This is a genomic window from Flavobacterium sp. (assembly GCF_031422135.1).
Lineage (GTDB): Bacteria > Bacteroidota > Bacteroidia > Flavobacteriales > Flavobacteriaceae > Flavobacterium.
Genome location: NZ_JANOQD010000003.1, coordinates 54,472 through 70,984 on the forward strand (window position 1 = coordinate 54,472; position 16,513 = coordinate 70,984).

The window sequence follows — 16,513 nt, forward strand, 5'->3', positions numbered from 1 at the left end:
ATGGCACAAGCGATAAAAAAACAAGCAATGGGACGTGGACTTTCAGCATTATTGAAAGATCCTGAAAATGATATTGTATCTGTAAAAGATAAAAATGCTGATAAATTAATTGGAAGTATTGTTGAATTGGATATTGAAGTTATAGAAATTAATCCGTTTCAACCAAGAACCAATTTCAATGAGGAATCATTGCAAGAATTGGCGACTTCTATTAGAGAATTGGGTGTTATTCAACCCATTACGGTTCGTAAAACAGAGTTTAACAAATACCAATTAATTTCTGGAGAACGCCGTTTGCGAGCTTCAAAAATTTTAGGTTTAAAAACCATTCCTTCTTATATTCGTTTGGCTGATGATAATGAATCATTGACAATGGCTTTGGTCGAAAACATTCAACGTCACGATTTAGACCCTATCGAAATTGCGTTGTCTTACCAGAGATTGATTGACGAAATTCAACTTACTCAAGAACAAATGAGTGATCGTGTTGGAAAGAAACGTTCGACAGTTGCTAATTATTTGCGTTTGCTAAAATTAGATCCGATTATTCAAACTGGAATTCGTGATGGTTTTATATCAATGGGACACGGACGTGCGATTATAAATGTGGAGAATCACGACATTCAAACTGACATTTATCAGAAAATAGTAAGTGAAAACTTATCGGTTCGTGACACGGAAGCCTTGGTAAAAAACTATCAAGAAGGCGTGAAACAAAAGACGGGAAGTGTAGTAAAAACTGCTGCTTCATTTGAAGTTAAAGGTACTGATAAAAAAACGTTTAACGACTATTTCGGTTCTCTTGTGGATGTAAAAGTTGCAGGGAATGGAAAAGGAAAAATAACTATTCCATTCAATTCTGAAGCTGATTTTAATAGAATTATCAACTTGATAAAAGGATAGTGAATAAACTATTTCACATAGTATCTTTCTGCTTTTTGATGACAAGCGTCTCTGGATTTTGCCAACAAAAACCCAAAGATATTCTTGTAGCCATTGACACTGTTGAAGTCAAAATAAATCCACTTGCCCCTGCAAAAGCAGCGTTTTATTCCGCTTTATTACCAGGATTAGGACAGGCTTATAATAAAAAGTATTGGAAAATACCGCTTGTATTTGGTGCCATAGGTGCTGGTGTATATTCTTATTCTTGGAATAAAAATAAATACAACGAATACCGAGACGCTTACAAACAAAGGCTTTTATTTGGAGTAAAAAGTCCAGATCGATTTAACAATATTGGTAATGGTGTATTTCTTTCTCCAGAAAAATTAATAGCTGCTCAAAAACAGTTTCAAAAACAAAGAGATTTATCACTTTTAGTTACCTCATTATTATATGTTTTAAATATAATTGACGCGAATGTTGATGGTCACCTGAAACAGTTTAATGTCAATGAAAAACTTACTGTCAAGCCAGAGGTTTATCAAAATAATTTAGACTATAACCGGAATTTTGCTCTTACACTAAACTACCGTTTTTAAATTCTATTTCTATGAAAATTGCACTCTTAGGCTACGGGAAAATGGGGAAAGTGATTGAACGAATTGCTCTAGAACGAGGTCACGAAATTGTATTGCGAAAATCAAGCACTTCCTCTTATGATGGATTAACAAATGCCGATGTCGCCATCGATTTTAGCATTCCTGAAAGTGCGGTTTGTAACATTACAGCATGTTTTGATACTAATATCCCAGTAGTATGTGGCACAACGGGTTGGTTAGATCAGTATGACGAAATGGTATCGCTTTGCAAATCTAAAAATGGAAGTTTTATATATGGTTCTAATTTTAGTTTGGGTGTAAATATTTTCTTTGAATTGAATGCCTATTTGGCAAAAATGATGTCAAAAATAGATCAATATAAAGTTTCGATGGAAGAAATTCATCACACGCAAAAACTAGATTCACCAAGTGGAACAGCCATTTCATTAGCAAAAGGAATAATCGAAAATTCAAATTACATAAATTGGACATTAGAGAATCCTGAACCAAATGAAATCAGAATTGATGCCAAACGCATCAATAATGTTCCTGGAACGCATAGCATTTTTTATGATTCCGAAGTGGATCAGATTGAGATTAAGCATACCGCACACAACCGAGAAGGTTTTGCTCTTGGTGCAGTAATTGCAGCCGAATGGCTTCAAAATAAAAAAGGAGTTTTCACAATGAAAGATGTTCTTTCATTAAATTAGAAAATGTGTCAATTAGAAAATTAAATAATAATTAACCTTATTAAATAATTTACTTTTGACAATTAAAAGATTTAAAAATAACGAATTATCTAATTTTCAAATTATCTAATTCACTAATTAATTTATTTATGTCAATATTACAGTGGTTTATATTTTTCTTAGCTATACAAATTGTTCACTATTTAGGAACTTGGAAACTATACCAAAAAGCAGGTAGGAAATCTTGGGAAGCAGGAATTCCTGTTTATAACGCTATCGTTTTAATGAAAATAATAAACCGTCCAACGTGGTGGACAGCATTATTGTTCGTTCCAGTAGTAAATCTAATTATGTTTATTGTGGTTTGGGTAGAAACTTTGAGAAGTTTTGGTAAAAACACAACAAAAGATACCATTCTAGGGGTTGTAACACTTGGATTTTATATTTATTATATTAATTATTTTGAAAATGTGGAGTACAAACGAGATAGAAGTTTGGTCGCTACAACCAAAGCTGGCGATACTATCAGTTCCTTATTGTATGCCATTGTGGTGGCCACTTTGGTACATACGTATGTGATTCAACCTTTTAATATTCCAACTTCATCGTTAGAAAAATCGCTACTAATAGGGGATTTCTTGTTTGTGAGCAAATTTCATTATGGTGCAAAAACGCCTAGAACGGCTGTGGCATTGCCAATGGTCCACGACAGTATTCCATTAACCAAAATGAAATCTTATTTAAGTGTTCCACAATTGCCCTCCTTTAGATTTCCTGGATTACAAGAAATTAAACGCAATGATATTGTTGTATTCAATTGGCCTGTGGACACGGTCTATCAATTTTTTGATAGATCAGGAAGACATATTGACAAACCAAAAGACAAACGTTCTAATTATGTAAAACGTTGTGTGGGAATTGCTGGCGATAATTTATCTATCAAAAATGGTGATGTTTATATTAATAATAAAAAATCAAGCTATAACCAAAGAACTTTATTGCAATATCAACATAAATTAACACTTAAAGAACAACCTACAATGGCGTTTTTTAATGAATTTGGAATTGATGAAATAAATAATGTCTCAAAAATCAAAAAAGAATTATGGGACAATCCTGTATTGAAAGATTTTCTAAAAGACAATCCAAAAAAAGTACAGTTGTTTGAATTTGAAAGAGACAATTCAGAGTATGTTTATGTTTATGGAGGTGCTAATGATGAAATGGCTGAAAAACTAGGATTAGAATTTGTTCCAAATAAATTTTATGTAAATCTAACCCAAGAAAAACTAACTAATTTGAGTAAAGATGAAAGAGTTTTAAGCGTTTCGAGGTTCATTCATAAAAATGAGAAAAAAATATTTCCTCACAATCAAGAATGGAGTCAAGATAATTTAGGTCCAATTTATATTCCTAAAGCTGGAAAACTTATTGCGTTAAACAAAGAAAACTTACCATTTTACAAAAGACTAATTACCATTTACGAAGGCAATAAACTGGAAGAAAAAGGCGGACAAATTTTGATAAACGACAAACCAACACTAAACTATACTTTCAAACAAGATTATTACTGGATGATGGGAGACAACCGTCACAACTCAGAAGACAGTCGCTACTGGGGATTTGTCCCTTTTGATCATGTGGTGGGAAAACCCGTATTTATTTGGTGGAGTTTGAATCAAAACATTCCTTGGTCTAAAGCGATTGATAAAATTCGTTGGGAAAGATTATTTTCAACCGTTGGTGGCGATGGAGAACCAGTATCGTACTTCAAATACTTCTTGATACTATTAGTAGGTTGGTTTGGATTTGATTTTTATAGAAAAAGAAGAAAAGGGTAAATTGTGGATTTGGTTATTTGTTTAATTGCTTAATCGAAAAAAATATTCCGATTAAACAAACAACCGATTAAATATTTAAAACATTTAAACAAATGAACATTCTCATACACCCAACCTATTTTCCATCCATAAGTCATTTTGTAGCCATATCAAAAGCAGAAACCATTACCTTTGAAATGGAAGACAATTTCCAGAAACAAACCAACCGAAACAGGATGTATGTGTATAGCCCAAACGGTATTCAGTTGTTAAATGTTCCTGTAAAAAGTTGCAATAGCAAGCAAATGACTAAAGATGTCAAGCTGGAAACGGCTTTCGACTGGCAAAAACAACATTTTAAATCCTTAGAATCTGCCTATAGAACTTCACCCTTTTTTGAGTATTTTGAAGATACTTTGATGCCTATTTTTACTAAAAAACATACTTTCTTGATGGACTTGAATTTAGAAACTATCGATTTAGTTTCTAAATGTTTAAAGCTTGATTTAACTCCTCAAAAAACCATAGAATATTTTCACGAAGTGCCACAATTTGAAGACTATCGTGTTTTAGCTAATGGTAAAAAGGACACTAATGAATTTGAATTATACACTCAGGTATTTAATGCTAAAGAAGGCTTTTTGAATAATCTTAGTATTCTGGATTTGTTGTTTAACGAAGGAAGATATGCGATGGATTACTTGAAAAAGCAAGAATTGAAATAAAATTTACTCAATCGTCAGCCTAGTCATAATAGGCAAATGGTCTGAATTTAGAAATTCAGGAAAGTTTTTAAAACTCTTTACATTCATTTAAAAATTAGCTAATGCAATGCTAAAAAATGTAAAAATTATAAATCCAAAAATATATATTGTTAAAAGGAAATAATTAATATTTCTTAACTCAGTTACTTTAGTTTGACGTAGTGAAATAGTTTCAATGATTAATAATAAGCTAGTTACAAAAAGCACTATACTGGAAGCACTCAATTTCAAAAAGAGTATGTCTAAATTAGCTCCAACACTAGCTTGCCATATTAAAAAGAAAATAACTACAGGAATTCCTAATCGTATTAACCAATGTTTTGGATAGTCAATCTTATAGATTTTATCTTTTGAATCAATTTCTTTAATTTCAAATAGCTTTTTTAATTCCTCATTCATAAATTTATTGTTTTTTATACAAGTTTATAAAAAAAGGCAGTAATCCTGCAAACCCTATTATTTCAATTATATAAAAAAAATAGCCAAAATCATAATTCAAAAACATATAATTAAATACAGAGCAAATTTTAGCAAATACTATTAATAAAATTGATACAATAACAAACAATGTGTTTTTTTTCATTTGATTTATTTTTAAATATTTAGGTTTTTACCTCCCATTTTCATCATAAGCATCATATACCTCAACTCTTGAGTTGGGAATTTCAAATTCATTTGTAGCCGATTTTAGAAACACTTTACCACAATAAACAGGCTTGTCTATATTACTTTTTACAATTTTGTCATCAAACTTAATGTACAATTGTACGTCTTTGTTTTTCTCGAAAAAAATTTTAAATCGTTCCATTAGCTGATTATTAAAATTTATAAAAGCCAGCGGTTCTAAATCATAATAATCAATTTTACTATCAGGCAAATCAACATCTATTCGTACTTCAATCGTTCTCAAGAATTTATCTTTTATAAAAAGGGTTACATTATAAGGGATTCCTTTTCCTTCAATTGTATCTTTTAAAAAATCCATCCCTGAGTTTTCTTTACTAATAACCTCGTTGTTAATAAACCCAATACTGTAATCATAAATTTTAAAATCGGGTCTATTTGTGTCTATGGTATATTGGTAGCGTTGCAAACGGTTTTTGAAATAAGTGTTTTTTATTTCGCCTTTGGCAATGGCATCTTGCACAAAAGGAAGCATATCTTTTTGAGTATTTTTTATAACTTGATACCTGTTTAAGTTTTTGCTAAAACTACTCCACTCCACATCAAGTGTTTCTTTAGCGTAATAAGTGCCTATTTCTTTGTTTCCTAGTCCTCCAATCCAAAGGGTTATCATGCCCTGTGGGGCTATACTTAGCATGAGTCTATTATATTTATTATCATATTCTGTACCATCAAATTGTTTAGATTTACCATAATCTTTTTTAAAAATGTCATATATTTTTTGTTAAGGCAAGTCAAAACTACCTTGATAAAATTTATCTTCGGCATAAGAAAACCAAGTGAGTTCCATTTTTTCAGGTACTCTCTTCCTATCTTCTCCCACTGCCATAATACCACTACCACTACTTCCCCATGAGTTTTCTAAGAATTGCCCCGCTGGTATAAAAACGGTACTTTGGTCAGAACAAATAAAACGGGCATCAACTATTTCCATAGGTGCACTCTCATCTGCTCCTGTTTCTGCTAGGTATTCAAATTTTTCTGATTGTATTATGTCTTCTTTGTTTGGTTTGCAACTGGCTATTAGGGTCAATAATACTAGTGCTACTATTTTTTTCATATTTTTCATATTTTTCATTTTATCCATCAATGGGTTTACGATAGGGTTTGCCGTCTTTGTACCTACCGTTTTTTCCAGTAGCAGTAGAAGCAGAACGGTGTAAATATTTTTTGCGAATGGGTTTAAAGGCATCACTAACTTTTATAGCTTTACTGTGTGCACCATCGTTTGTATTGGCAAAATTCATCATTTGTTGTTTTACTAACTTTAAATCATCAGGCACTGCATATAAATCTTTCTTTACTCCTTTTTCCAGATCTCTTTTATCAAACTGTAACCCATGTTTTTCAGAAAGTTGTACCATAATAGCAAGAGGAATAAACTGATAATGAAGAGGTATCGTTCGTTTTGCATAATGTTCTGTTTCAATAACTTTTATACCGTGTTCTAACGTTACCTCTTTTTCTACTGTTGTTATTTGATTTGGGTCATACCAACCTTGTGCTATAAGATTTTCTTTGATATTATAATAACCGAGCTCAAAGTGTAATTGTCTCTTTTCAATTTCAATTTCTGCATAACCGCCACCTATATCACTATGCACTCCTGGCAATTCTAGTTCAAAACCTACTCCAGCCTCAATAGAACTTTTAATGTTGGTGAGCGAGAAAAATGCACGATATTCATCGCCCGCAGTAAGATGTACTACTTTTTGAACATTGCCATACATTTTTAAATTCAATCCTTTTTTGCCTTCTACATCATCATCAAAATTAGGAGATACTGAAAAATTTTCGGAATAGGAAGAAACAGTATCAAAAAGCCCCACGAAACTAAAATTGAGTTTGTTAGATTCTATATCGTACATATCTTGTAATTTGAATCGTTGCGAAATAAAATTTCGGGCTGCTGCCGCACCTCGACTAAAACCAAAAACCGTTAACTCCATTTCGTTAACATATTCATTTTCTTTGAGGTTCTTATCTTTTATCAATTGGTCAATTCCTTCTTTTATTTTAGCAAAACCCTTTTTTACTTTTACAGGAATCCCTCTGATTGATAGCCACTCCCAAATGCATAACCTTGCATATCATCTTCTCCTCCATCAGTTGTGCCTTCTCCTTCAATATAAATTTTAATTTCTCTTTGTTTTGGGATAACCTTGTTAATATCATATAGTATTGCCACATTGGAGTAGTAGTTGTCATAACTACTTTCATCTCCATCGTTATCTTTATATGCTTTGGCACTTTTGCTAAAGTTTTTATCGTCAATTTTTAGTGCTTTTTCTTTAGTATGGTCTTCTCTAGCTTTTGTGTTTGTAGCATTATTTAGCGTTCCATCAAAAAAGATATTCACTTTTACTTTTACTCCTTTTTTGTTTGTAGGCTTGGGTTGCTTTTCAGGTTCAGAAACATATACCTTGCTTTTGGCTGTGGGTGGTTGTATATGTTTTGCTAAACTATTAAATACTATAAGTTGTATTCCATCTTCAATGGTGTTAATGGTGTTTTTGTATTTTACTTGTACATAATAATAATGCTCTAAATCATTTATATAATCTTTATTATTTAAGATTTTCATGTACAATTTCATGTTTGTGAAATGCAATTCGGCACGACCGTATTTATCTACTGTTGCTTTATAGGTTCCCATATTTCGAGAATCATCGCTATGTTTTTTCGTAAGCCATTCGCCCTCAAAAACAGTTATATCTATTTTTTCTCCAACAGGAATATTAATGGTATGTATTTGCAATCGGGCATTGTCTTGGTAGCCAAGTCGTGTACCATTCTTTATTTCTTCATAATATTCGTCAAGCCATCTTAGTGTTTGTATAGCAGGTTTTCCTGAAACTGGGGATACTGTAAGACTTTCTTTATGTTTAACCTTATTACTATCAATATAAGAAACTTCTATAACATAAGTTACACTAGACTACCTTGATTAAAAGTTACGCCACCGTCAGTGCCTAAATCGACTGCTAGAATATCATTTATGAGTAATCGCCAATGTTGCTCTTTTGGTATTGCTCCCGATAAAGTATAAGTGTGTTTTCCTAATTGTGGTTTTGTAGAACCAATAATTTTACTCATAATTTTATTTTGTTATGATTTTGACTTGATTAAATATAATCCTTTACTACTTATATCTTCGTAACTATCTGATATTGGGTCAAAATAAATTAAAATTATTTCTTCATTCAATTTTTTTGTTTTTGGGAGGTGATAAAATTCCATATTAAAACTATAGCCATAGGTAGTACTGTTTGCAATCGATTTAAATTGAATTAAATTTTTTTTATTTATTTTTAAATTAAAAAAAACATAACCTTCCCATATGTCTGAATTACCATCGCTATTGGGATTTCCATAACCACTAAAAGGATTTAAACAATTCCAATTGAATGATTGTCGTATAAAATCATTCACATAAAAATTTGAGCTTTTGTTATCCCAATTATAGAAATTTGTTATTTCATTTTCAAGGATTACACCAGGAGCTTTTTTAAAATTACCATTTTCAACTGTATTTAAAATTTTCCCAGTTAAATTAAAATTGATCCATTCAGTATGAATATAATATATAAGACCGTCGTCTTTAGGTTCTATATATTCACTTGTTTGTGTCCAAATAGTATTTTTTAAAGTATCTAAATAAATACTCCCATTAATGCTTTTTTTAGGATTTATAATTTTAAAATATTCTTTTATTTCTTCGGGTGTGGAATATTCATAACAGTTATGGTTACATAATCCTTTATTGGTAATTCTTTGAATAGTATATTTTGAATTACTCTTAATTTGAGTAATAAAATTTGTAGATTTTATTTTATAATCATTAAAAAAATATTTTAAAAAAAATATTAAACATAAAAAAAATAGCACTATAAGTACTTTTTTAATTTTACTCATAGTTTTATTTTGTTACGTTCGGATTATTGATTGACTTATTTTTTACCTCAGCCATATTAACAGTTGGGTTTATGGCTTTCATAACTGAATCATTTGCCTTCATAGTATTTTGTTTTGAAGCTTCGGCTTGTTGTCCGTGATTATCAATAGTGATGCAATCAGGCGCACCCATAGGGCAAGTAGCTTTGCTATCTTCAAGTAGTGGATTACCCTTATTTTCTTCAAAAGTTACCTTTTTATAAAAACCACTCCATTTTTGTATCACACATTGACAAGGCAAAAAATCACCACTACCATTGGGTTGTTTTTTACATTTACCAAAAGTGTTTTTTTCTAGTGTTTGTCCAATGTCCTTATTGGTTGCAGTTGGCTTTTCTTCGCCATCAACATCATTTATATAATGCTTGGATTGTGTTTTTACTTTAAGAATATCGGTCTTAGGTTCAACACTAAACATACATTTTAGTTTAGCACCTTGTACTACGAAGTGTTTATCAGCCATATTTATTTATTTTCTGAGCAAAGTAAAGATAAAAAACTTACTTGTTCTCTCCCTATTACATTTACTTTTTGTCGGTTAACGTAACGATTGCTATTTGAAGTTTTTCAGTGCTATTCCCTTCAATATTGCATTCCAATCGTATCATCTTTATGGAATTATCTTTTGTGTTTAATGCATAATTTGAGTAAAAATTACCTGCTGTATTGTCAAAATTGTCATAAACCACTATGCCTTTTCGTTCAATGCTAATATTATCCTCGGAATCCAGATACTCGTCAATAGTTTGTAAAACTTTATATTGAATAGCATTACTATCCGTTTGCAAAGGAAAATTAAGGGTAAATTCAGTAACTAAATTTTGATAAGAATTAGCATAAATCTCACCAAAATAAGCATTTAGAAACCAATCATTTTGTAAACTTTCTGTTAAACTGGCTTTGGTTGTTATACTTTGCTCAAATGCGATGCAATAATTTTCAAATTCATCTCCTTGAAACTCCGAGAGAATTTTCGATTTATTGTTTACCCAACGTTTACTGATGTCTTGGTGATTATAAATCTCTTCCCATTTTCCGTTTGGATTTACAAAAACAACTATTGGAAATAATACTTCTGACACTTTTTGAGCGAGTTCCTCTATTTTAGTGTCAGCAAGTTGATTGTTAACGTAAACTTTGGATATTCGGTCTATTTCAAATAAATGATATTCCTGTTTGCTTTCTTTATGTTTAATACAAACATCGTATTCAATAGTATTAATTTCATCTTCAATAGTCGAGATGAATTTTACTTTGTAGTTTATCTTTTCAAATGGTTTAATGTTTAGATATCCCGATTCAAACTTCGCTTTTGGAACACCTTCAAGATGCTTTTCACTTATATTTGGATTGAGGTATAAATTTTTTAACTCCTTTGGAAATTCATAGCCTATAATTTCATTCCCTTTGGCATAACAATTATGAAATCCAGCTACTTCCCATTCCGATTTGTTTAAAAATAAAGCAATACTTTTTAAAGTATCTTTTTCTTTCAATTTGTAGATATTGAATTCTTTTTCAGGCTTATAGTTTATGCTCATTGATAAAATATTTTATTTAAAAATTGACAGTAAAGGCATTGAAATTATAAAAATACTATTTTGACTGACACCAATTTACTCAATAGTCAACCTAGTCATAATAGGCAAATGGTCTGAATTTAGAAATTCAGGAAAGTTTTTAAAACTCTTTACATTCATTTTACTGTCGGCAAAAATATAGTCGATTCGAGCGGGATAGTATTTAAAATTATAGGTTTGTCCAAAACCAGATCCAGCTTCCTCAAAACTATCTTGCATTGTACCTTTCACAATTCGATAAACATACGAAAAGGCACTATTGTTCATATCGCCGCAAATTACTAAGGGATATTTACCCGTTTTTTTATGATTGCTTATTATTTCTGCTTGCTGTTGTTGCTGTTTGAAAGCTTCACTTATACGCTTGAATAATATTTCTGATTTTTGTTGATTGATTTGATCTACATTATTATTAATTTCTTGAACATCTGGCGATATTTTAATCGATTGTAAATGCAGGTTATAAAACCGAACTATATCTTTTCCAATTTTAACATCGGCAAAAATAGCACTGTTGTCAGAATCAGGAAAAACAATTTCGCCTTCGTTTACAATTGGAAATTTAGAAAAAATAGCTTGTCCCGTTTTAATTTGACTTCCTTTCATAAATATAGCCCTGTAGGGATAAATCTTTAAATCTATTTTTGCAGAAGTTGAGTATTCTTGCACACATAAAACATCTGGGTTTTGCTCATTTACAAAAGCTAGAATCTCTTGAGCTACATTGTCTCTTGGAATCCAATTAAAAAGATTTAACAACCTCACATTGTAACTCATAACTACAAAATCTTTGTCAGTTACAGGTAAATCTTTTGATGAAAACTTATAAAATTTATTGATAAAAGTAATCCCTAAAATAAGCACCAGCCCTGACAAAACCATTTGGCGTTTGAATTGCAAAAACCAATAGACAAAAAACAACCCATTGAGTATCAAAAACAAAGGCAAAATTAAGGTCAAAACGGATAGGAATGGAAACCAATTGGGTGCTAAAAATGGTAATGCATAGGCAAGAAATGTAAGTACCGTGAGTACTACATTACAAAAAAAACCAAATTTATTAAACCACGAAAGTTTTTTCATTCTACTAATTACAGATTTTACTGGCAAAGAAACAATTTTTTTATGAAAATTTTAAATCGTTTCTTACTTTCCAGCTTGAAACAAGAACTCTTTTTCGGCAGTTGTCAAACTATCGTAACCTGATTTACTAATTTTATCAAGTATCTCATCTATTTGCTGTTGAGCCTTATCCTTTACAACTATTTTACTTTGAGGCTTACTAGAAATTGAGGTTTTCGGATTGCGATGTACTTTTTTGAATGGTTTTGCTTTTCTTGGTGAAAATAGTGTAACACACCAATCTAAAAATGAAGTTAAACCACTCCCTAAATCGGTACCATTTTGAATCGACTTGATATAAACAAATCCAAACAACGCTCCGCCGATGTGTGCCAAATGACCACCCGTATTTTCTATAGATAAGTTAATCAAATCTAGCAAAAACAAACCAATAGCCAGATACACTAGTTTTATACTTCCTAAAAAAAGTAAGCGAACTTCCATTTCAGGCTGATAGGTTGCTGTAGCAACTAAAATCGCCATTATAGATCCTGATGCTCCTATCAATAATGCATTTTCATTTGCTAATAAGGGTAAAAACGTATAACTAATAATGTATAGTATTCCGCCTAAAATGCCGCCTAAAAGGTACAAACTCAACAATTGTTTTTGTGTAAAAAAAGTAGTAAATAGTTTGCCTACAAAATTTAAAACCAACACATTAAACAACAAGTGAAAAAAACCGATATGAAAAAAAGAATAGGAAATTAATGTCCACGGCTTAACTAACAATGTCGCATAATTATTAGATAAAGCGATATAATTATGGTAATCAATGTCTATTTTAAATAATTTTAGCATTCCAAAAACCAATGCAGGAATTACAAATAGGATTATGTTCCAAAAAATCAATTTGGTGGTCATCCCTCCTATTCTATATTGTAGTTTTAAATCGTTAATAATATTCATTAATAATTAGTATTTGAAATTGATTTTTGATATTGCATTTGACATTGAAAATTAATTCCAACGCCTGTCATTAAATGAGTTTTTTTTCCAAAACCACATCATTATAAAACCGATTAAAGCACCACCGATATGAGCAAAATGAGCAATTCCTGTTCCACCACCTCCAAAAATAGAATTTCCTTTTAAGCCTAAAAATAAATCCACTACCAATAATCCTGGCACAAAATACTTCGCTTTTATTGGAAATGGAACAAATAGCAACATCAAACCCGCATTTGGAAACATAAAAGCAAAAGCAACTAACAACCCATAAATAGCACCAGAAGCACCAACCATTGGGATTTGACTGTGTTTTGCCGTTTCAAAAAGAATTTCAAAATTAGCATCATTTATTAATTGAGTTTTACCTAAACTATTCATTAAAGGTTCTAATTCTTTTACAAACAAATCAGGTCTATAACTAAAATCATCAGAAACCGTTAAACTTAAAATTTGATTCATAGTTTCTTTGGAAAGATTCAAATCTGAAACTCCTTTTAACATATCCTGCATTTCAAAATAACTAATACCTGTATGCAACGCCGCAGCTCCTAATCCGCATGAGATGTAAAAAAACAAAAACTTTTTTCCACCCCAAAACGACTCTAACATACTCCCGAACGAATACAATGCAAACATATTGAATGCAATGTGCATTATGCCACCGTGCATAAATATATGCGTTATAGGTTGCCAGAATCGAAATTTTGAACTTTCAAAATAATACAATGACAGCAATTCTTTGGCTTGAGTCCCAATTAGCTCAGTACCAATAAAAAAAATAATATTAATGATTATTAATTGTTTTACAGTATCCGTTATCTCTCTCATAAACTAAATTTTTTATCCAAATCTTCTACACTTAACGTGATAAAAGTGGTTTTATTAAACGGGGAAACAGTAGCTTCTTTGCAAGCAAATAATTTGTTTACAATGCTCTCTTGCGAAGCTTCTGTCAAATAAGTTCCTGTTTTTACAGCCAAACTTTTCGCCATCGATTTGGCCATCATATCCATTTGGCTGAAACTGCTGTCTGGAATTTCTTGTTGCATATCAGAAACCAATTGCTCCAAAACCATTGAAACTTCACTTTCTGAAACCGTTACTGGCAATCCGGAAATGACTACCGAATCGGTATTCATTTCTTCAAAAATAAAACCTGTGTTTTCTAACGAAGGCTTAATTTCGTGTATCAAAGCCATATCATTCCCAGAGAAATACAACGTCAAAGGGAATAATAATTGCTGACTATCGGCTTGTTTTAAGGTTAAATTTTTTAAAAATTTCTCATACAAGATGCGTTGGTGCGCTCTTTGTTGGTCAATGATTAACATTCCGGATTTTATAGGATTAACAATGTATTTTTTATGGATTTGGTAGGTTGTAGTAGGTGCTTTATCAATTTCATTTTCAGAAAAAAGCGAACTTGTAACCGCTTCCGATTCAAAATGCATTTCTTTAACATCTATAGAATCATTATTTAAACCCACATACAAACTTTCCCAGTGCGGTTGATTGATAGCCTTTGGTTTAAAACCAGAATGGGTCTGTTTTTTTTCTTCCTGAAAAGGATTAAAATTACGATCCACTTGAATTAATGGAGTTTCGGCTTCTTTATTTTGATAATTATAAGGTGTATCCAAATTAAAATCACGCTCAAAATCTAAAACTGGAGCTACATTAAACTGTCCTAAACTGTGTTTTGCAGCTGACCGAAGTATAGCGTACAAAGCGTGTTCGTCGTCAAACTTAATTTCGGTTTTAGTGGGATGAATATTAATATCGATAGTATGTGGTGGGACAGTCAAGTACAAAAAATAACTTGGTTGTGCTCCATCACGAAGCAAACCGTCGTATGCCGAAATAATGGCGTGATGCAAATAGCCACTTTTTATAAATCTATCATTAACAAAAAAGAATTGTTCTCCTCTATTTTTTTTAGCAAATTCTGGCTTTCCTATAAAACCTTGTATGCTTAAAATATCTGTATTTTCTTGTATAGGCACCAACTTTTCATTCGTTTTACCTGCAAAAACATTCACAATTCGTTGTCTTGCATTGGATTGTGGTAAATTAAACAATTCACTTCCGTTGTGAAACAATGTAAAATGGATGTTGTGGTGTGCCAAAGCAACCCGTTGAAACTCATCGATAATATGGCGCAATTCCACAATATCAGATTTTAGAAAATTGCGTCGTGCAGGAATATTATAAAATAAATTTTTGACCAAAAATGAAGTTCCTTTAGGCAAAACCGCCACATCCTGTGAGACAAATTTACTACCTTCAATCACGATATGCGTACCTAATTCTTCCTGATCTTGTTTGGTTTTCATTTCCACGTGAGCAATCGCAGCGATAGATGCCAATGCTTCGCCTCGAAACCCTTTGGTGTGCAAATCAAATAAATCTTCCGCCTGACGAATTTTTGACGTAGCATGACGTTCAAAACACAATCGCGCATCAGTAACCGACATCCCTTTGCCATTATCAATCACTTGCACCAACACTTTTCCAGCTTCTTTACAAATTAGTTTAACATCAGTAGCACCAGCGTCAATAGCATTTTCCAGCAGTTCTTTGACTACTGAGGCTGGACGTTGCACCACTTCGCCAGCAGCAATCTGATTGGCAACGTGATCGGGAAGTAATTGAATTATGCTTGACATTGAAAAATTATGAATTACAAATTATGAGTTATGAATATCTCATAAAGGCAAATTTAAGGAAAAGGTTTTGGTTTTTGCTGCCAAAGGTTTCTTAAAAGAAAAAAAACCTGTATTTTTTTAGGATACAGGTTTTAAGATTTTTTAAAATAAGTAAGAACTTATTGTTTCAATTTTAAAGCTTCGTAGCCCGTCGATTGAATACCAATTATACCATATGCAATTTCGCCTTTTTTAATTGTTTTACCAATTAAATTATTTTCAAACAACTCATTTTTAAAATTTGCATTTGCAGAAGCAGCTCCTATCATATTTCCAAATGCTATTCCTGGCCCAACAATCAATCCTATTGGGAAAGATTCTTGAGCAACTGGTTGACCATATGGCCCTGATGACTGCGTTTTATACAACTGTAATGGTGACAATAATAAGTACCATAAGTAAGATGCTGGACTTTGTTTTATGGTTTTGAATACTCTTTCATTTTCCATAATCAAGGCTTCATTTCCATTTTCGAAGGCTAACCTTACATCTTTACCAAAAACCACATCATTATTAGAATTATTTGTGATTTTTATAGATACGACTTTAATATCGTTTGCAGTTTCTTTCTTTTTATATTTTTTATTTAGTAAATCATATTTATATTCTAAAACAATGTCGTTTGTAATGTTTTTTGAAAGATAATTTAAAGATTGTGGGTTTATTTTTTTATACCCAGAAGCACAACTATTGAATAGTATTAATCCTGAAGCAAGTAAAATAAGTGTAATTTTTTTCATTCTAAGTAATTAAGTAT

At 31.5% G+C, this 16,513-nt stretch carries 19 protein-coding genes; 5 read left to right on the plus strand and 14 right to left on the minus strand.

Translation table 11 applies throughout. The features are described from left to right. From RMO70_RS00405 to RMO70_RS00425, 5 genes are all read left to right on the plus strand, one after another. Positions 1 to 903 carry a ParB/RepB/Spo0J family partition protein gene (locus RMO70_RS00405; RefSeq protein WP_310554439.1) on the plus strand — a complete coding sequence of 301 codons (903 nt, stop codon included), beginning with the start codon at positions 1 to 3 and terminating at the stop codon, positions 901 to 903. Then, positions 903 to 1,484 carry a DUF5683 domain-containing protein gene (locus tag RMO70_RS00410; protein WP_310554440.1) on the plus strand — a complete coding sequence of 194 codons (582 nt, stop codon included), beginning with the start codon at positions 903 to 905 and terminating at the stop codon, positions 1,482 to 1,484. The genes RMO70_RS00405 and RMO70_RS00410 overlap by 1 nt, the downstream gene beginning before the upstream one ends. 11 nt (positions 1,485 to 1,495) lie before the next feature. Next, positions 1,496 to 2,197: a 4-hydroxy-tetrahydrodipicolinate reductase gene (dapB, locus tag RMO70_RS00415; protein WP_310554441.1), complete on the plus strand. Its 702-nt coding sequence runs from the start codon at positions 1,496 to 1,498 to the stop codon at positions 2,195 to 2,197. A gap of 128 nt (positions 2,198 to 2,325) precedes the next feature. Next, the gene (gene lepB / locus RMO70_RS00420; protein ID WP_310554442.1) at positions 2,326 to 4,017 is read left to right on the plus strand and encodes a signal peptidase I; all 1,692 of its coding nucleotides are present in this window, start codon (positions 2,326 to 2,328) and stop codon (positions 4,015 to 4,017) included. A gap of 92 nt (positions 4,018 to 4,109) precedes the next feature. Next, positions 4,110 to 4,721 carry a WbqC family protein gene (locus tag RMO70_RS00425; RefSeq protein ID WP_310554443.1) on the plus strand — a complete coding sequence of 204 codons (612 nt, stop codon included), beginning with the start codon at positions 4,110 to 4,112 and terminating at the stop codon, positions 4,719 to 4,721. A gap of 87 nt (positions 4,722 to 4,808) precedes the next feature. On the opposite strand, the gene RMO70_RS00430 is transcribed toward RMO70_RS00425, so the two are convergent. From RMO70_RS00430 to RMO70_RS00495, 14 genes are all read right to left on the minus strand, one after another. Beyond that, complete coding sequence (locus RMO70_RS00430) at positions 4,809 to 5,159, minus strand: hypothetical protein (RefSeq protein WP_310554444.1); 351 nt, start codon at positions 5,157 to 5,159, stop codon at positions 4,809 to 4,811. Positions 5,160 to 5,370: 211 nt separating this feature from the next. Beyond that, a complete protein-coding gene (locus RMO70_RS00435) occupies positions 5,371 to 6,081 on the minus strand; it encodes a hypothetical protein (RefSeq protein WP_310554445.1) in 711 nt (236 codons plus the stop codon). 87 nt (positions 6,082 to 6,168) lie between these two features. Continuing rightward, entirely contained in the window at positions 6,169 to 6,531 is a 363-nt protein-coding gene (locus RMO70_RS00440; RefSeq protein WP_310554549.1) for a DUF2931 family protein, read from the minus strand. Then, the gene (locus RMO70_RS00445) at positions 6,524 to 7,438 is read right to left on the minus strand and encodes a phospholipase effector Tle1 domain-containing protein (RefSeq protein ID WP_310554446.1); all 915 of its coding nucleotides are present in this window, start codon (positions 7,436 to 7,438) and stop codon (positions 6,524 to 6,526) included. The genes RMO70_RS00440 and RMO70_RS00445 overlap by 8 nt, the downstream gene beginning before the upstream one ends. Before the next feature lie 44 nt (positions 7,439 to 7,482). Beyond that, positions 7,483 to 8,202 carry a hypothetical protein gene (locus tag RMO70_RS00450; protein WP_310554447.1) on the minus strand — a complete coding sequence of 240 codons (720 nt, stop codon included), beginning with the start codon at positions 8,200 to 8,202 and terminating at the stop codon, positions 7,483 to 7,485. Between the two features lie 170 nt (positions 8,203 to 8,372). After that, positions 8,373 to 8,540 carry a hypothetical protein gene (locus tag RMO70_RS00455; RefSeq protein WP_310554448.1) on the minus strand — a complete coding sequence of 56 codons (168 nt, stop codon included), beginning with the start codon at positions 8,538 to 8,540 and terminating at the stop codon, positions 8,373 to 8,375. Positions 8,541 to 8,552: 12 nt separating this feature from the next. Then, complete coding sequence (locus RMO70_RS00460) at positions 8,553 to 9,359, minus strand: hypothetical protein (RefSeq protein WP_310554449.1); 807 nt, start codon at positions 9,357 to 9,359, stop codon at positions 8,553 to 8,555. A 4-nt stretch (positions 9,360 to 9,363) separates the two neighbouring features. After that, the gene (locus RMO70_RS00465) at positions 9,364 to 9,861 is read right to left on the minus strand and encodes a DUF4280 domain-containing protein (protein WP_310554450.1); all 498 of its coding nucleotides are present in this window, start codon (positions 9,859 to 9,861) and stop codon (positions 9,364 to 9,366) included. Between the two features lie 61 nt (positions 9,862 to 9,922). Then, positions 9,923 to 10,939 carry a hypothetical protein gene (locus RMO70_RS00470; protein ID WP_310554451.1) on the minus strand — a complete coding sequence of 339 codons (1,017 nt, stop codon included), beginning with the start codon at positions 10,937 to 10,939 and terminating at the stop codon, positions 9,923 to 9,925. Positions 10,940 to 11,014: 75 nt separating this feature from the next. Continuing rightward, positions 11,015 to 12,061, minus strand: a complete 1,047-nt coding sequence (locus tag RMO70_RS00475; protein ID WP_310554452.1) for an endonuclease/exonuclease/phosphatase family protein — start codon at positions 12,059 to 12,061, stop codon at positions 11,015 to 11,017. Between the two features lie 63 nt (positions 12,062 to 12,124). Continuing rightward, a complete protein-coding gene (locus RMO70_RS00480) occupies positions 12,125 to 13,009 on the minus strand; it encodes a rhomboid family intramembrane serine protease (RefSeq protein WP_310554453.1) in 885 nt (294 codons plus the stop codon). A gap of 51 nt (positions 13,010 to 13,060) precedes the next feature. After that, positions 13,061 to 13,879, minus strand: a complete 819-nt coding sequence (locus RMO70_RS00485) for a rhomboid family intramembrane serine protease (RefSeq protein ID WP_310554454.1) — start codon at positions 13,877 to 13,879, stop codon at positions 13,061 to 13,063. Further along, positions 13,876 to 15,717 carry a DNA mismatch repair endonuclease MutL gene (mutL, locus tag RMO70_RS00490; RefSeq protein WP_310554455.1) on the minus strand — a complete coding sequence of 614 codons (1,842 nt, stop codon included), beginning with the start codon at positions 15,715 to 15,717 and terminating at the stop codon, positions 13,876 to 13,878. The genes RMO70_RS00485 and mutL overlap by 4 nt, the downstream gene beginning before the upstream one ends. A gap of 158 nt (positions 15,718 to 15,875) precedes the next feature. Continuing rightward, positions 15,876 to 16,496, minus strand: coding sequence for a hypothetical protein (locus tag RMO70_RS00495; protein WP_310554456.1), 621 nt, complete (start codon positions 16,494 to 16,496; stop codon positions 15,876 to 15,878). Positions 16,497 to 16,513: the final 17 nt, after the last annotated feature.

What these genes read in the sequence shown, in the direction of transcription:
- RMO70_RS00405 (WP_310554439.1), top strand. Translation starts at nt 1, where the DNA reads ATGGCACAAGCGATAAAAAAACAAGCAATGGGACGTGGACTTTCAGCA.
- dapB (WP_310554441.1), top strand. Translation starts at nt 1,496, where the DNA reads ATGAAAATTGCACTCTTAGGCTACGGGAAAATGGGGAAAGTGATTGAA.
- lepB (WP_310554442.1), top strand. Translation starts at nt 2,326, where the DNA reads ATGTCAATATTACAGTGGTTTATATTTTTCTTAGCTATACAAATTGTT.
- RMO70_RS00425 (WP_310554443.1), top strand. Translation starts at nt 4,110, where the DNA reads ATGAACATTCTCATACACCCAACCTATTTTCCATCCATAAGTCATTTT.
- RMO70_RS00430 (WP_310554444.1), bottom strand. Translation starts at nt 5,159, where the DNA reads ATGAATGAGGAATTAAAAAAGCTATTTGAAATTAAAGAAATTGATTCA.
- RMO70_RS00435 (WP_310554445.1), bottom strand. Translation starts at nt 6,081, where the DNA reads ATGCTAAGTATAGCCCCACAGGGCATGATAACCCTTTGGATTGGAGGA.
- RMO70_RS00440 (WP_310554549.1), bottom strand. Translation starts at nt 6,531, where the DNA reads ATGGATAAAATGAAAAATATGAAAAATATGAAAAAAATAGTAGCACTA.
- RMO70_RS00455 (WP_310554448.1), bottom strand. Translation starts at nt 8,540, where the DNA reads ATGAGTAAAATTATTGGTTCTACAAAACCACAATTAGGAAAACACACT.
- RMO70_RS00460 (WP_310554449.1), bottom strand. Translation starts at nt 9,359, where the DNA reads ATGAGTAAAATTAAAAAAGTACTTATAGTGCTATTTTTTTTATGTTTA.
- RMO70_RS00465 (WP_310554450.1), bottom strand. Translation starts at nt 9,861, where the DNA reads ATGGCTGATAAACACTTCGTAGTACAAGGTGCTAAACTAAAATGTATG.
- RMO70_RS00470 (WP_310554451.1), bottom strand. Translation starts at nt 10,939, where the DNA reads ATGAGCATAAACTATAAGCCTGAAAAAGAATTCAATATCTACAAATTG.
- RMO70_RS00475 (WP_310554452.1), bottom strand. Translation starts at nt 12,061, where the DNA reads ATGAAAAAACTTTCGTGGTTTAATAAATTTGGTTTTTTTTGTAATGTA.
- RMO70_RS00480 (WP_310554453.1), bottom strand. Translation starts at nt 13,009, where the DNA reads ATGAATATTATTAACGATTTAAAACTACAATATAGAATAGGAGGGATG.
- RMO70_RS00485 (WP_310554454.1), bottom strand. Translation starts at nt 13,879, where the DNA reads ATGAGAGAGATAACGGATACTGTAAAACAATTAATAATCATTAATATT.
- mutL (WP_310554455.1), bottom strand. Translation starts at nt 15,717, where the DNA reads ATGTCAAGCATAATTCAATTACTTCCCGATCACGTTGCCAATCAGATT.
- RMO70_RS00495 (WP_310554456.1), bottom strand. Translation starts at nt 16,496, where the DNA reads ATGAAAAAAATTACACTTATTTTACTTGCTTCAGGATTAATACTATTC.